At 60.7% G+C, this 13,716-nt stretch carries 15 protein-coding genes; 6 read left to right on the forward strand and 9 right to left on the reverse strand.

Annotated features, from left to right (window positions below):
* Position 1 precedes the first annotated feature (1 nt).
* Positions 2-1,129 carry an iron-containing alcohol dehydrogenase gene (locus QXU72_07280; GenBank protein MEM0495040.1) on the forward strand — a complete coding sequence of 376 codons (1,128 nt, stop codon included), beginning with the start codon at positions 2-4 and terminating at the stop codon, positions 1,127-1,129.
* Position 1,130: 1 nt separating this feature from the next.
* Here the strand turns inward: QXU72_07280 and QXU72_07285 are convergent, their stop codons facing one another.
* From QXU72_07285 to QXU72_07300, 4 genes are read right to left on the reverse strand one after another with little or no spacing between them, the layout of a single operon-like run.
* Positions 1,131-1,682 carry an NTPase gene (locus QXU72_07285; protein ID MEM0495041.1) on the reverse strand — a complete coding sequence of 184 codons (552 nt, stop codon included), beginning with the start codon at positions 1,680-1,682 and terminating at the stop codon, positions 1,131-1,133.
* Entirely contained in the window at positions 1,679-2,470 is a 792-nt protein-coding gene (gene surE / locus QXU72_07290) for a 5'/3'-nucleotidase SurE (GenBank protein MEM0495042.1), read from the reverse strand. Before surE ends, QXU72_07285 begins: the two co-directional genes overlap by 4 nt.
* A gap of 23 nt (positions 2,471-2,493) precedes the next feature.
* Entirely contained in the window at positions 2,494-3,222 is a 729-nt protein-coding gene (locus QXU72_07295) for a 5-formyltetrahydrofolate cyclo-ligase (GenBank protein MEM0495043.1), read from the reverse strand.
* Entirely contained in the window at positions 3,219-4,049 is an 831-nt protein-coding gene (locus tag QXU72_07300) for a hypothetical protein (GenBank protein MEM0495044.1), read from the reverse strand. The genes QXU72_07295 and QXU72_07300 overlap by 4 nt, the downstream gene beginning before the upstream one ends.
* Positions 4,050-4,111: 62 nt before the next feature.
* Here QXU72_07300 and QXU72_07305 point away from each other — a divergent pair, with 62 nt between their 5' ends.
* Entirely contained in the window at positions 4,112-4,522 is a 411-nt protein-coding gene (locus QXU72_07305; protein MEM0495045.1) for an HIT domain-containing protein, read from the forward strand.
* On the opposite strand, the gene QXU72_07310 is transcribed toward QXU72_07305, so the two are convergent.
* Positions 4,487-5,200 carry a diphthine--ammonia ligase gene (locus QXU72_07310; GenBank protein MEM0495046.1) on the reverse strand — a complete coding sequence of 238 codons (714 nt, stop codon included), beginning with the start codon at positions 5,198-5,200 and terminating at the stop codon, positions 4,487-4,489. The two genes, QXU72_07305 and QXU72_07310, sit on opposite strands and share 36 nt — an antisense overlap.
* Positions 5,201-5,282: 82 nt before the next feature.
* On the opposite strand from QXU72_07310, the gene QXU72_07315 reads away from it, so the two are divergent.
* Complete coding sequence (locus tag QXU72_07315; protein ID MEM0495047.1) at positions 5,283-5,858, forward strand: ATP cone domain-containing protein; 576 nt, start codon at positions 5,283-5,285, stop codon at positions 5,856-5,858.
* 31 nt (positions 5,859-5,889) lie between these two features.
* On the opposite strand, the gene QXU72_07320 is transcribed toward QXU72_07315, so the two are convergent.
* The gene (locus QXU72_07320) at positions 5,890-6,849 is read right to left on the reverse strand and encodes a radical SAM protein (GenBank protein ID MEM0495048.1); all 960 of its coding nucleotides are present in this window, start codon (positions 6,847-6,849) and stop codon (positions 5,890-5,892) included.
* Positions 6,850-6,939: 90 nt separating this feature from the next.
* Between QXU72_07320 and QXU72_07325 the strand changes: the two genes are divergently transcribed.
* Positions 6,940-7,956: a Gfo/Idh/MocA family oxidoreductase gene (locus QXU72_07325; GenBank protein MEM0495049.1), complete on the forward strand. Its 1,017-nt coding sequence runs from the start codon at positions 6,940-6,942 to the stop codon at positions 7,954-7,956.
* A 2-nt stretch (positions 7,957-7,958) separates the two neighbouring features.
* On the opposite strand, the gene QXU72_07330 is transcribed toward QXU72_07325, so the two are convergent.
* A complete protein-coding gene (locus tag QXU72_07330) occupies positions 7,959-10,778 on the reverse strand; it encodes a DEAD/DEAH box helicase (GenBank protein MEM0495050.1) in 2,820 nt (939 codons plus the stop codon).
* Between the two features lie 58 nt (positions 10,779-10,836).
* Between QXU72_07330 and QXU72_07335 the strand changes: the two genes are divergently transcribed.
* Positions 10,837-11,610 (forward strand): hypothetical protein, encoded by a 774-nt coding sequence (locus tag QXU72_07335; protein ID MEM0495051.1) that lies wholly within the window; start codon positions 10,837-10,839, stop codon positions 11,608-11,610.
* Here QXU72_07335 and QXU72_07340 read toward each other — a convergent pair.
* Both QXU72_07340 and radA read right to left on the reverse strand, forming a co-directional pair.
* Positions 11,607-11,930: a 30S ribosomal protein S25e gene (locus QXU72_07340; protein ID MEM0495052.1), complete on the reverse strand. Its 324-nt coding sequence runs from the start codon at positions 11,928-11,930 to the stop codon at positions 11,607-11,609. The two genes, QXU72_07335 and QXU72_07340, sit on opposite strands and share 4 nt — an antisense overlap.
* Positions 11,931-11,977: 47 nt before the next feature.
* A complete protein-coding gene (gene radA / locus QXU72_07345; protein MEM0495053.1) occupies positions 11,978-13,057 on the reverse strand; it encodes a DNA repair and recombination protein RadA in 1,080 nt (359 codons plus the stop codon).
* A gap of 121 nt (positions 13,058-13,178) precedes the next feature.
* Between radA and QXU72_07350 the strand changes: the two genes are divergently transcribed.
* Complete coding sequence (locus QXU72_07350; protein ID MEM0495054.1) at positions 13,179-13,715, forward strand: hypothetical protein; 537 nt, start codon at positions 13,179-13,181, stop codon at positions 13,713-13,715.
* Position 13,716 lies beyond the last annotated feature (1 nt).

A 13,716-nucleotide genomic window follows, 5' to 3' on the forward strand; every position in this document is an offset into this window, starting at 1 on the left:
GATGATCAGCTTCACGCACTTCCACCCGACCCGCGTCCTTTTCGGCCGGGGAGCGCTGAAAGAGCTCGGGAAAGCCTCCGAAGGCTTGGGCAGAAGAGCTCTAGTGGTCACGGGCAGAACCTTCGCGGTCAAGCACGGCTACCTGGACTTGATCAGGAAGCAGCTGGAAGAGAAGGGTGTGCAAGTATCCAGCTTCTCGGATGTCGAGCCCAACCCCACCCTTAGCACTGTGATGCGGTGCGCCGAAGCAGCGCAGAGAGCTTCAGCAGACTTCTTCGTAGCTTTCGGGGGTGGCAGCGTCCTCGACACAGCTAAAGCTGCTAACGTCGTGTACACGCTCGGGGGCCGCGTAGAGGACTACCTCTACCCGAAAACTGTCAGCGGGGAGCTCCGCCCGCTTATCGCTATCCCCACTACGCACGGCACAGGGAGTGAAGTCACAAAGTACGCGGTGCTCGTCGACGAGAAAACCAAGATGAAAGTAACTGTGTCTGGCGAAGCACTCTACCCCACGGTAGCACTCCTCGACCCTGAAGTTCTCGTGCATCTCCCGCGGGACCAGGCTGCAGCCACAGGGCTCGACGCGCTAAGCCACGCAGTAGAAGCGTACTTCAGCAGGCGCGCCACCCCGCTTTCAGACATGTTCGCGCTCGAGGCTTCGAGAATCGCAGCACGCTACCTTCCGTGTGCTGTCGAAGGCATCCTGGAGTGCAGGGAGTGGTTGCTCTACGCGAGCCTTCTTGCGGGCTATGCGATCAACTTCACCGGAACCAACGTCGGGCACGGCCTAGGCTACCCTCTCACCACGAGGTACAACCTGCCTCACGGCTTAGCGAACGCGATGATCCTTCCCGGAGCTGCAGTCTACTACGAAGCCTACATGCCCGGCAGGGTTGAAACCTACCTCGAGTACCTCGGCCTAAAGGGCATGCTCGGCGGGCTCCGCGAGCTCCTTACAGAGCTCAAGCGGTTGGTTGGAGCACCGCTCAGGCTGCGAGAGCTGGGTATCAGCGAGAGAGACCTGGAGAGCCTGGCGAGCGAGGGGCTCCGGTACCAGAGGAACCTGCAGAACTCGCCTTTCGACTTCCGCGAAGAGCACGCGAAGAGAATTCTGGAGATCGTCTACTAGCCTAGCCGCCGCTGACCAGGCTCGCTATCGTCTTTGCCAGCTCGTACGGCAAGCGCTCCCGCACCTCGAGAGTGATCGTGTAGAGCTTCACGTCCGAACGGGAGAGTATCCTCCTACCTACATCGGTCTCGCCGGCCCTCACGTGGATCGTCGCGAGGACAGGCTTAGGAGAGTCTAGCGCGGCGAAAACAGCGTCAACGAACCGCCGGCTCAGCAGCTCCATCGGGCCGATCTCGTCGATCAGGATGACCTGTGCTTCCCTCATCGCCCTCTCTATAGCTCCCACACCAACACTCTCCAGGTCGGCCAGGTTGACGACGTACCTCCCGATTCTCGGCCCGGAACCCCCACCGACGCTGGCCAGCGTGCCCACGCGCCTCCCCGCAACGTCCCTGACCTCGAAGCCAACCCTCACCCCACCCTCCCGCCTCTCGAGCGTGATCATCCCGCCGACCCTCACCCCCCTGCTGACCAAGAGCTCCGCCGTCCTCTGGACGCACGTAGTCTTCCCGATACCCGGCCTCCCTGTCACGAGAAGGTTCTTCGCAGTCACGCAGCCTCCCTCTGCAACCGCTTAGCGATGCTCTCGATGAAAGCTGAGAAAGCCTCATCTCCTGTCGTGAACAGGGAGCTGAGCGCGAGAGGGGTGATCGCTACTTTCCCTTCCTCTAGCACAGCACGAACGTCGGTACCCTTCTCCGCCTCGACGGGCTGACCGTACAGCCAGTAGTACGGCCTGCCCTGCGGGTCCACGCGCTTCACAACCGCCGCCGAGAACCTTCTCCTAGCTGGAGGCACGACAACAACCTCGCTGGAAATAACGGGTGGAATGTTCACGTTCAGGACGTCTATGCCTCTCGGGAACCCCAGCTGGGTGATCGTGCCGAGAACTGCGCGGACAACCTCGCTGACGAACCTGCGGTAACCCGGCTCCTCCAGCTCACCTGGCTCCCTCACAGCAGCGCTGAATGCCACTCCGGGAACGCCCTCGATAGCGGCCTGGAGAACCGCCCCAAGGGTGCCCGAAGTGAGCATCACCTGGATGCTCAGGTTATCCCCCACGTTCACCCCTGAGAGCACGAGGTCGGGCCTACCGACGACAACGTTCATCGCGATGTATATCACGTCGCTCGGCGTCCCGCTCACGAGGTAGGCGAGCTCACCGCTAAGGTTCAGCTTGTTTACCCGAACAGGCTTGTGTAGGGTGAGGCCCAGCCCCGTCGCGGACTTTGGGGTTTCAGGCACCACTACGAATACCTCGCCGAAAGACCTGGCGACCTCCGCGAGAATCCAGAGGCCCGGGCTGAACGGGCCATCGTCGTTTGTCACGATAAACCTCATCCTGCTTGATGGCTCCCGCGCAGCTAAAATGCTTTCCTGCGCTCGAGAAGAATCTTCAGCAGCGGGATCGCCTCGACCTCCTCCTTCCTGAGGATCGCCGGAATGATGCCCGGAGGCCTCGGCTTATCCCGCGTGCAGCGTATAGCCCTGGTCGGCGTGAAGATCCAGTCCACTGGCACGTCGTGCTCGCCCATCGGAACCCTCTCCACAACCTGTAGGTCATGAACCGTGGTGACGATAGGAGTATCCTCGCCCACCAGGCCCAGCTCCCGGAGAATCGCGTACTCTAAATCCGAGTAGCCGCCGCCTTTCCCCACCCTTCCGCCGCGAGCGTCCACGGCAACGCTCCCCGCAACCTTCAAGTCTACCGGCGGCGCGTCGAGCCTAGTTTCACCGAGGGAGAAGGCTCCCCGAATGGTTGCAGCGAAGCTGTACTTAGACGGGCTGATGCGCCTCGGGTCCACTATGATGAAACCTCTCCTGAGCCTTGGGGACGCCATCACGAGAAGCTTCCCATGCCTCAGCACGGCCTCCCTCACGGGTCTCTGCGGCGAGTCAGGGTTCGAGAAGACTACCTCCGCCTCCTCGAACACCTTCTCCTGGGTGAGTCGCCTCGCGGCTACCTCGGCTCCAACGAAGTTCGGGATTCTGCCTTCGATGGGGAACGGCGGCCTGGCTACGCGGCGCTCTAAGAGGAGGGAGTAAACCCGCCTGCGGAGCTCCTCCTTCTCCTTCGAGAGGCTTCCGCTCATGATCTGGTGCGCCTCGCTACGGGAACGCTGGTGTCGATGGTCTCCTTATCCTTGCCGACCCCCTTGACTGCCATGTAGAGAACCCCGCCCTCTTCCCTCAGCGTAACATCCGAAACGAAGAGAGCCTCAACCTTCCTCAACGCCTCCCACCACTCGGCGCGCTCGTAGCCCAGCAGCTCGAGAACCGCGTTGTAGCAGCTGGCGAGAAGCTCGTGGAGCTCGCCGGCCTCGACACCCACCCTCCTGGCTTCCCTCACTCTAGCGAAGACGTGCACAGCACTGCCTGCAGGTTTGAGAGCCTCCACTACCTCATCGTCCGAGAACGGGAGCACTCCTCTACAAGCTGCGTAGAACCTGGCTGCGCTCCTCACCGCCCTGTACGCGTAGTTGACGCTCCAGACGTATCTGCCGGCTGAGAGGTTCTCGATGGAGAGGGCGAGGCACGCAAGCGCGTGGCGGCGCAGGTACTCTAGAGTCCTCTCGTTGATCGGCGGTTTGCACGCACGCAGGTTCTCGAACTCCTCGTCGCTGTATATCACCTTCCCCCCGCTCAGCACCTCGTGGGCGAGGTACTCTCCCTCGCTCACCATCCTCCTGAAGCTCTCCAGGTCTAGCACTATGGTAGACACGTTGGAGCCCAGCATCTCGGCTATCTGCCCCCTAAGCGCCGCGGGGACCTTTTCCTTGACGAGTATCAGAAGGTTCAGCTCGCTGACCTGAGCCCTGTCCTCTGGCCTGATCATGGAGCCGTAGGCGATCACCGCGGAGAGGTTCTTCCCGAGAACGTTCCTCAGAGCTTCGTGAACCGGGAGCAACTGCGACGACACGCTTGTTCTACGCGAGAAGTGGTGAGGGGAAAGATAAAAGCTTTCACACACCGCTATTTCACGTGCACTGCGTCTTCTGCAGGATAGCGAGAGGCGCGGAGCACGCGTGCATCGTGCACCGAGGCGAGAATGTCATCGCTTTCCTGGACAAGTACCCCGTGAGCCTTGGGCATACTCTCATCGCACCTCTCGAGCACTACTCCGATGTGTTCGAGGTGCCCGAGCGCGTTCTCGCCGAGATGATTGTAGCAGCGAAGCTTGTAGCAAGCGCGCAGAAGCTCTCGCTGGGCGCTACCGGCGTGAAGCTGGTGATGAACAACGGCCGCGAAGCAGGACAGGAAGTTTTCCACGCACACCTCCACGTCATACCCTACGGGGTCGCCCGCCTCGGCAGGCGCGAGCTGAGGGCTGAGGAGTGCGAGGAGGTGGCGGGCGCTCTACGGGAGGCCATCGGCAGGCTGTCTCGCAGGTGAGCTGGTTTTGCTGGCCAGTGCAGCTTTCTCGATGAAGAGAGTGGCGTCGTAGCCTCCCCCCTCAACCCTCCAGCTCAGGGGTACGATCCTCTTCGTGAAGAGCGGGGCGTCGAGCACGAAAGTCTCGTACTCGCCCCCCTCGCCCGAGGGGTTAACGTAGTTCTTTAGGCGCACGAGTAGGTCGACGGTCTCCCGGTCTATCTGCCTCCCGAGCAGCGACCTGGTCAGGGGGTAGCCTGCTACGCGCGTGATTATAGCTTCTATCCGCCTCTCCACGATCTCTCGCAGGAGGGATTCCTCGTCCTCCCCCCACAGGGGGTTAACGCTCCTCAACCCCTGGCTCTCGCAAACCGCCGAGAAGCGCTCCAGCTGGTACCGCGATTTCACCGCACCGGTAACCAAGGCCTCCACCCTGTAGGCGCGCCGCGCTGCCGCCAGGGCTTTACGCAGAGCTTCGATGCCGCTAGGCTCGTCATCCCCGGTGCGCGCTTTCACGAGCGGTAAGTTCAGCGCGCGCGCCTGAAGCTCCGTGAGGTGAGCGTTGGGGAAGTGGAAGAGCGCGCTCTCAACCGAGCTGGGCAGCAGGGTGACGAGGCAGGCGACCTCGTGCTCCTCTTTAACCCGCACCATGGCGAGAGTGGAGTCCTTGCCTCCCGAGAAGAGCACCGCGACCCGCAAGTCTGCTCGGCCGCGGGCACTGCTGCGCGGCTTATAACCCTTCCGCGCGCGGAGAGCGGAAGATAGTAATAGCTGTCTAGTTATGGAGAGGTGGATGGCGAAGAAGGTTCGGAAACGCTCGGGCAGCCTCGAGGACTTCGACCCTCGGAAAATCTACAGCGCCTGTATCGCTGCCGGCGCACCGGAGGAGATAGCTGGCGAGATAGCCAGGGAGGTTGAGCAGAGAGCTTACGACGGGATGACGACAGACGAGATACGCCGCTACGTGCTGGTGAGGCTCAAGGAGCTCGCGCCTCACGCTTACGAGGCCTGGACGTTCTACGATAGAGTCGCGAAGGGGCGCATAACCTTCGAGGAGGGGAAGGCGGTCGCTGTCGAGAAGGGCCGCCTCTACCTGGGACGCGAGGTGAAGGACGTTGGTCCGAAGGGCTTGTCCAGCAGCGAGGAAGTGGAGGGCATCTTGAGGGAGCTCGAGGAGGATCTCCGCTACGGTGTATCGAAAGCGACGATAAACGCGAGGCTCTACGCCCTCTTCATGGGGGTTCTCAAGTCGAGGCAGATGCCGAAGGAGGAGAAGGAGAAGTCTGTGCAGCTCATTAACCGGTTTCGCGAGAAGCTTGGCTGGAAGCCTTACGAGCTGAAGAAGCCGATCGAGTGAGCGGGGCCGGCTCGGCGGGAGCCCCGCCAGCTCACGCTACTCCAGCTTCTCGGGATTTCCTCTCCGGGCTGAGCGCCCGCCGACTAAGCGCCAGGTGCGTGCCATCACAGGAGATCCCGGGGTCGATTAGCTCGGGGAACCCCTCTCTGCACTGGGCGAACGTCAGGTTGAGCCTGTGCGCTTGCTCTCTAACTCTCGCGAGAGTTCTGTAGCGGTAGGCGGCCGGAGCGTAGAGGTAGCCGTGGATTCGCTCACCCCCCTGAGCGTACAGCTCTCGCAGCCGCGGTATCAGGTCGGGGAAGGCCTCCGAGAGTCTCCTCAGGCTCTCTGGCCTCGCCTTGTAAGTGCTGCTCACCACGTGCCTGGCGCCCGCGGCCGCTACGGCTTCTAAGACCTCCTTCACTGATTCTGGGGCATCGTTAAGGCCTGGGATTAGGGGGTCGACCCTAACCACTACCGGGATGTCGTTCTCAGAGAGTTTTTCAACAGCCCTGAGCCTCCGCCCTGGGGGTGGTGCTCGCGGCTCTAGCCTGGCGGCCAGCGACTCGTCCAGCGTGGTGATCGTCAGCGAAACCACGCTGGGGCCTCTCGCCAGCAAGTCCACATCCCTGATGACGAGGTCTGACTTCGTGACCACCTCGACCACGTAGCTGCCTGAAGCTAGCTCCAGCAGCCTCCTCGTGTAGCCGTGGGTAAGCTCTAGCGGCTGGTAGGGGTCGCTGCTGCTCGAGATGTTCAGTATCGAGCCTCGGGGCACTTTTCTCAAGTCTTCCGCGGCGAGCCTCAGGAAGTTGGCTTTAGGCCTGGGCTCGAAGAACCGCTTGATGTAGCTGCTAGCGTAGCAGTAGAGGCAGCCGTGCGCGCAGCCCGTGTACGGGTTGACAGTGTACTTGAAGGGGCATGTGCACAGGCTGGTGGCGCGCCACGGGTCGAAGGGCTTGAGGTAGCGGGGGGTTCGGGGCATCTTGCGGAAAGCGGCGTTCCGGCTCAACTAGTTTTCTCCCGCGCAGTGTCTCGACTTTTATTTATCCATTTTGAGGGTAGTTTAAAAGTAGTTATATGGAGTTTGGACACGGTTGCCATGAGGCCGATTGGAGCGGCTGTAGTCGGGCTGGGCAGGATCGGTAGAGTTCACGCCGAGATCATCGCTACGAAGCTGAGCGGTGCCCGCCTCGTCGCGGTCTCCGACGTGATCGAGAGTTTCGCGCGGGAGGTTGGTGAGAAGCTCAAGGTGAAGTGGTACACCGACTACGATAAGCTTCTCAAGGATCCTGAAGTGGACGCGGTGTTCATCACTACTCCAACTTACCTTCACGGGGAGATGATAGTCAAGGCTGCAGAGTCCGGGAAACATGTGTTCACCGAGAAGCCTATCACGGTGACGAAGCCCGAGGCCGTTGAAGCCGTGAGGGCTGCAAGGAAAGCGGGAGTGAAGCTGATGGTTGGCTACATGCGCAGGTTTGACGACGCTTACAGCGAGGCTAAGAGGAGGATAGAGCAGGGGGCGATCGGGAAGCCGCTAGTATTCGTTAACGTTGCCCGCGACCCGGCTCCACCGCCCGGCTGGGCTGCAGACCCGAAGCTCAGCGGGGGGATATTCCTCGACATGCTCAGCCACGATTTCGACATGGCGCGCTTCCTCCTAGCTTCCGACGTGAAGAGCGTGTACGTTCTGGGCGGCGCGATGCTGTACGACGAGATACGGCAGAAAGGGGATCTCGACGTGGTCACTGTAAACTTCGAGTTCGAGAGCGGCGCATTCGGCATGCTGCACGGGAGCAGGAAGAGCGTTTTCGGCTACGATCTACGGACCGAGGTTATGGGCACGGAGGGCACGGTATACGTGGGGTCTCAGGTGGACCCCAACCTCGCTGTAGGGTCTAAGGAGGGGCTGGTCTACAGGGGTGTGCAGTGGTTCTGGGCGAGGTTCTACGAGGCTTACGTGCGGGAGGATCAGGCGTTCGTAGACTCTATCGTTAACGATAGGGAGCCTCCCATAACCGGTGTGGATGGGCTGCGTGTCGTGGAGATAGCCGAGGCGTGCTGGCAGAGCTGGCGGGAGAAGAGGCCTGTGGCCGTCGAGAAGACACCGGTGTAGACCTAGTCCTCCCAGTACTTTCGGTTTTTTGTGTAGTTGAGCTCAGCTTCTAGGATGTTCCTCAAGAGGTCTTCTTCGTCCGAGCTCTTGGAGAGGATGTTCCTCGCGGTGGAGGGGCCGATACCGTGCCCAGCCAGTGCTAGCACAGCCCTGTAGCCGTAAGACATGTAGAGGTTGGCCGACTGCCTGACCTTCTCGACGAGTTTTTTCTCCTCCTCGCTCAGCACCCCTCCTCTCCTCCACTTCTTGAAAGCGGTGATCGCGCTTAACTCGTAGCTCCTTAGCACGGCGAGCGCCCTCGAGCCGCACTTCGGGCAGGAGCCTACGCTCTTAGCGTCAGCTACCTTCACCTCTGCCTGCCACTCGTTGCACAGCGCGCAAAACAGCACGACTTTAGAGCTCTCAAGCCTGCGCTTCACCGCCATCAGCACGGCTTCTACCGGTATGCCGGAGGCCATGATGCCGACCCTGACCGCGGGCTTCTCGAAGATGAGCTGGGAGAGGGGGCTGAGCTCAGGTGTCTCGGCTATCACGAAGAGGCCTCTCGAAACTTTCTCCGCGAAGCGCTCTACGCTCTCGAGGTCGAAGTGCTCCACGAAGCAGCTCTGGAGAGCTTCCTCGTCAGCCGGGGTCCCCCTCAGCCTCTTCTTCAGTATTTTTAGGTTGATGTTCAGCTCTTTGAGCCTCCTCCTGTCTATGACCCCCACCCTACCAGCCGTGTGTAGGAGCTCGAGCTCGTAGGCGTAGCTTTCTCTCACAGCCTCCCCGCAGTTAGCGAGAGCTAGCTGCAGCCCGCTCTTAAGGATGCTCTCTAGGTCTGCTCGAGAGAGCGGTCTCTGAGCGATCAGGAGAACCCTGTAGGGGTCTGAGAAGTACTTTACTGTCACTCCGAGTGCGGCGCGCGCAGCGTAAGCGAGCAGGATGGCCAGCAAACTGTTCCCCCGTGTGCCGAGGTACGAGTGAACGACGACGAACACCCTGCCTTTCTGCCGCGTAACCTCGATTGTCGGGTAGTTCTCGTGGGGTACGAAGCCGAAACCCCGCACTTGCTTCTCCAGGAGGCTTACGAGCCTGCTAAACCCCTGCGGCGGCAGCATGTACTCCTTGCGAAGCTTTTCGAGTTTCACCGGGTCGCCTAAGGCCTCCGCCACTCTCCTGTAGAGGGAGCCGACCTCTCTCGCGGCTCTCCACTCCACTGGGAGGGACGCGCCGGTCCAGACCGGAGGCTCCCCGAGCTCTTCGAAGAGCTCGCGCACGATCACCTTACCGCTCTCCACGTCGACATCTTCTACGAGCCACGTGCGCCCCCCGAGGATTACCGATTTCCCGCGGTCTAGGAGGGAGGCGAAGGAGTAGTCCAGGTGCCCGATAGTCCTGCGCGACGCGGCGTCAACTACTTCCAGCGAGGGTGTATCGGGGATCATGGAAGCCGAGCTGAAGTAGTAGCTGATCGTCCTCCTACCCATCTTCACGTGCTCGCCGTCGAAGCGTAAAACCCCCAGCTGCTCAAGGAAGCGGAGCAGCCGGGCGAGCCTGCCCGCGGAAAGGTTCTCGTAAGGGTGGGCTCTGGTCACGATCCGGTAGAGCTTCTCGAAGGGGAGAGGCCCGTGCTCCATGATAAGCCCTGCCACCTGGTGCGCCAGCACGTCGAGGGGCTCCTGGAAGAGCCGGGGCTGCTCCAGGTTCTTCCTCAGAGCTCTCCTCGCCAGCACCGCAGCCTCCACCATGTCCTCGAGTCCCAGCGGGATCACAACGCCCCTGGAGGTCTCGTGAAGCTTGTGGCCCGCCCTGCCTACGCGCTGTATGAGCTTCACGGCTTGCTTCGGTGAACCGTACTGCACGACCAGCTTCACGTACCCTATGTCTATGCCCAGCTCCAAGCTTGAAGTCGCTACAACCGCTTTCACAGCTTCACTCCTGAATAGGTGCTCAGCTTCCTCTCGCTCTGCGCGCGAGAGGCTGCCGTGGTGGACGCGAACCTCGAGAGAGTAGTCCTTAGAGAGCACTCTCCCGAGGAGCTCCGCCGTGTCGCGCGTGTTTGTGAACACCAGCACTCCACCGCTCTTCGCGAGCTCTGCTATTTTCGCTGCAGCCTCGCCGAAAGGATCGAGTGCCTCGCCGTCGCTAGACGCCGGCGGCTCCTCGATGGATATAGCGAAGCTCTTCCTCTCCTCCCACTCGACCACCTTGCCCGGTCTGCTGCCGACGAGGAAGCGAAGGGCAGCGTGGGGGTCCCGGAGCGTGGCGGAAAGCCCGATGACGCGGAGCTTAGGCGCGATCAAGCGCAGGCGCTCAAGCGCTAGCGCCAGCTGGGTCCCCCGCTTATCGTCGAGGAGTTCGTGGAGCTCGTCTACGACTACCCACTTCACGTTGCGCAGAGCGGGCCTAAGCTTCTTGTCGACGAGAAGGTACTGGAGCGTTTCAGGAGTCGTGATCAGCAGGTGTGGTGGCTTCTCGGCTATCCGCCTCCTAGCAGATTGCGGCGTATCACCGTGCCTAATCTCTGCGGAGAAGCCGAGGAGCTCTACCAGCTCCTTCACCCTGTAGTGGATGTCCCTGTTCAGCGCTCGAAGAGGGGTCACGTACAGGGCGTTCACAGGTTCTCCCCCATCCTTCAGCAGGGCCTCCAGGATCGGCAGGAGAGCAGCTTCTGTCTTGCCGGAGCCTGTGGGAGCCACGAGCAGCAGGTTCTCGTAAGCTCTCGCGAAGTCCAGGCTCGCCACTTGCAGGGCGTTCAGCTGCCTGTAGCCTAGCCTTCTCAATGCCTCTCTGAGCCGCTCGGGGATGTCGGCAGCGTCCACCGCCAGCCAGGGAAACGACACGGGAGGCCTGGCGCGCGCAAACGTAAATATCTTGGCTTGCCCGCAGACCTAGCAGGGCATGGCAGAGTTCGAGGGTTACCGGAGCGAGCTCATCGAGTTTGTGAAGCGGAGCGGCAGGGTGTCTGCTGAAGACCTCGTGAGGTGGGCTAGGGACAAGGGCCTGACTATGCTCACCCTCTACATCCTGGTGGAGGAGGTGCTGGAGACCGGGGAGCTGAGGGGAAGCGGTGATAAGCGCGTGATCGACGAGATCTTCAACCTGGAGATACCCTCCACTCTGGAGCCGGCCCAGCCCGCTCCCCAGCTTCAGCAGCCCGCGCTCACGAAGAGGGCGCCCGCAACCTCGCATGCCGAGAGGAGGGAGAAAGCAAGGGGGCGGCGGAGAGCTGTAGCTGAGCGAGGAAGCTTGCTGAAGTTCATCGCCCAGGAGCGTGAAGAGCAGCCGCTGCCCGAGAAGGGTTCTGCCGAGCGCCCGGAGGCCGAGGAAGTTGGGGAGGGTGGCGTGCAGCAGGAGCCCGTTGAGACTTCCCTCGAGCTGGCAGCTGAGCTTAGAGAGCTTTTAGCAGACGAGGACTTAGTAAAGGCTGTAAGGTACCTGGAGCGCTACTGGAGCGTCGGCAAGCTGAGGCTGATAGAGGACTTGGAGAGTATGGGAGTTAAAGACCCGAGGCGTGTTCTCGAAGATCTTCTGAGAAGAGGGCTAGTAGAGGTCGTGGAGCCCGGTATCGACGGAGCGGGTGTGGTGAACGCTAAAGAAGAGCTTCTCGCGCTCGCTAAAAGAGTTCGGCCTAGCTCTACTCAGCTCTCAGAAGTCTTTCGAAGGAAGGATTAGGATGAGGCGGGCACGTATATCGGGACGCGGTGGTTCAGGTCGTAGGGGACCAGCACCCCCCGCGCTGCCAGCTCCCTGAGGACCCTCTTCGCCCTGCTGATGGTGATCCCGAACCTGCTGCTTACCACGTAAGGAGTCACGTACTTCATTTTCCTGACTTCCTTGATAATGGACTCGAGCGAAGCCTCCGAGAGTTCGCCGGTGGAAGCTTGAAGCTTCATCTGGGGCTTACGGCTTTCCTCCTTCTTCTCCTTCTCCTGCTCTTTCTTCATTCTTTTCTCGAGCTGCGAGACCGTGGGCCTCTTCTTCCCTCCACCCACTTACCTCCCCCTCACCACTGCCCCCAATCGGCCTTTAAACCTTTCACCTAGACGTCGACAACGCCGTCCTCCGTGATCGCGAAGGCGACTTCCTTCTCAGCGTGCTTAGGGCTGTCGATGATCCTGGCGATGCGCCGCCCCTCCTTCCCCTTCCTCAACCACACCCTGTACGTGAAGCCGTGTGCCATGATGTTTCCTCCAGCGGGCTTCAGCGGGTTCCCGAAGAATACGTCCGGGGAAGCCATGACCTGGTTGGTGGCTACGACGGCGAGGTTGTAGATGCCTGCGAGCCTGTGCAGCTGGCTGATGTGCCTGTTAAGCTTCTGCTGCCTTGAAGCCAGGTTCTCGCGCCCCGGGTACTCCGACCTGAAGTGGTTGATTAAGCTGTCGATCACCACCAGCCGTATGTTCAGCTTCTCGATGTACTTCTTCGCCTCATCCACCAGGAGCATCTGGTGGTCGCTGTTGTATGCTCTTGCGTAGAGGATGTTTTCGAGGGTTTTTTCGGGGTCGAGGTTGCGGTACCTTGCGATCTGGATGATTCTCTCGGGCCGGAAGGTGCCTTCGGTGTCGATGTAGAGCGCCCTGGCGGAGAGGCCCCCCTTCTCCCTGGGGAGCTGGACCATCACCGCAAGCTGGTGGCAGAGCTGAGTCTTCCCAGCACCAAACTCCCCAATAAACTCCGTCAAACTCCCCACCTCCACACCACCCTCAAGCAGCTCATCCAAACTCCTCACACCAGTAGAGATGTACTCGAGGCTTTTCCTCTTCTCGAAGAGTGTTTTCGCGGTGATGAACTCCTCTCCTCTGCTCACTAGCCTCTGAGCGGCCCTGATGATGGCCATCGCTCTCTCCTCCGACCCCAGGATTACCGCCAGCTCGTGAGCTGACGCGAAGGCGATATCGGTGACAGTGTAGTAGCCCGCGCTGCGAAGCTTCTGCGCAGTTATCCTGCCTACACCTTCGAGGTCCTCGAGCCTGATTTCCTCCCCTTCGGCAGGAGGAGTGTACTCCTCGAGCTCGCTCTCCACCCCCTCTTCCTCCTCCGAGAGTATCATCTCCCGCGTGAGCTCTGTAACGTCCACATCCTCCTCTTGGGGAGCCTTCGCCTTACCCCTCCTACCCATTACCACCCTCTCTGGGTTTATCTTCCCTGGCGGTGATATAAAGGTTGCACGATGAAATATAGGACGCTGAAACTGCAGTTAGCAGCGCAAGGTTTTATGCTAGTGCTGCATTTGAAGGAGTATGACACCCGGTTACCTTGAAGCTGGCGAGCTGAGAAGTGCTCTCACCGTTTTTCTGAGCGAGCTTGTGGAGACAGCCTCGAAAGCGGGCTTGCGCGCCACGCCGGGAGGAGTGGTGAGCGGTATGGGTTTCGACTACGCGGTTCCTTACCTCATCGTTCAGGGTCTCTACGCGAGAGGTATGCTCCGCAGGCGAAACGGTTTCTTCGAGCTCACTGAGAGCGGGCGGGAGTTCGTGAGGATATCGGTAGAAATCGCTGCTATGACTATCGGAGCATCCGAGTTTCCGGAAGCCGACAGCGGCAGGCTCCTGGGCGCCGTGGTTTACGCGCTATTCGACTGGAGTAACACTCGCAGAACGGCTTCAGAGCACCTAGAGTACGCGAAAAGGGTTCGGGACGAGCTGGTCAAGCTCAGGGAAGAGCCTGAGCTCTTCAAGCTCGCAGCCGTGCTTCTCCCCCGCATGTACTACGAGAACGGCTACACTCCTCTCAAGCTCATCGAGTCCATAAGGAGGGTTTTAGGCAACAAGGCGTAGA

The organism is Thermofilum sp. (genome assembly GCA_038741495.1).
In the GTDB taxonomy this organism is placed as follows: Archaea; Thermoproteota; Thermoprotei; order Thermofilales; family Thermofilaceae; genus Thermofilum.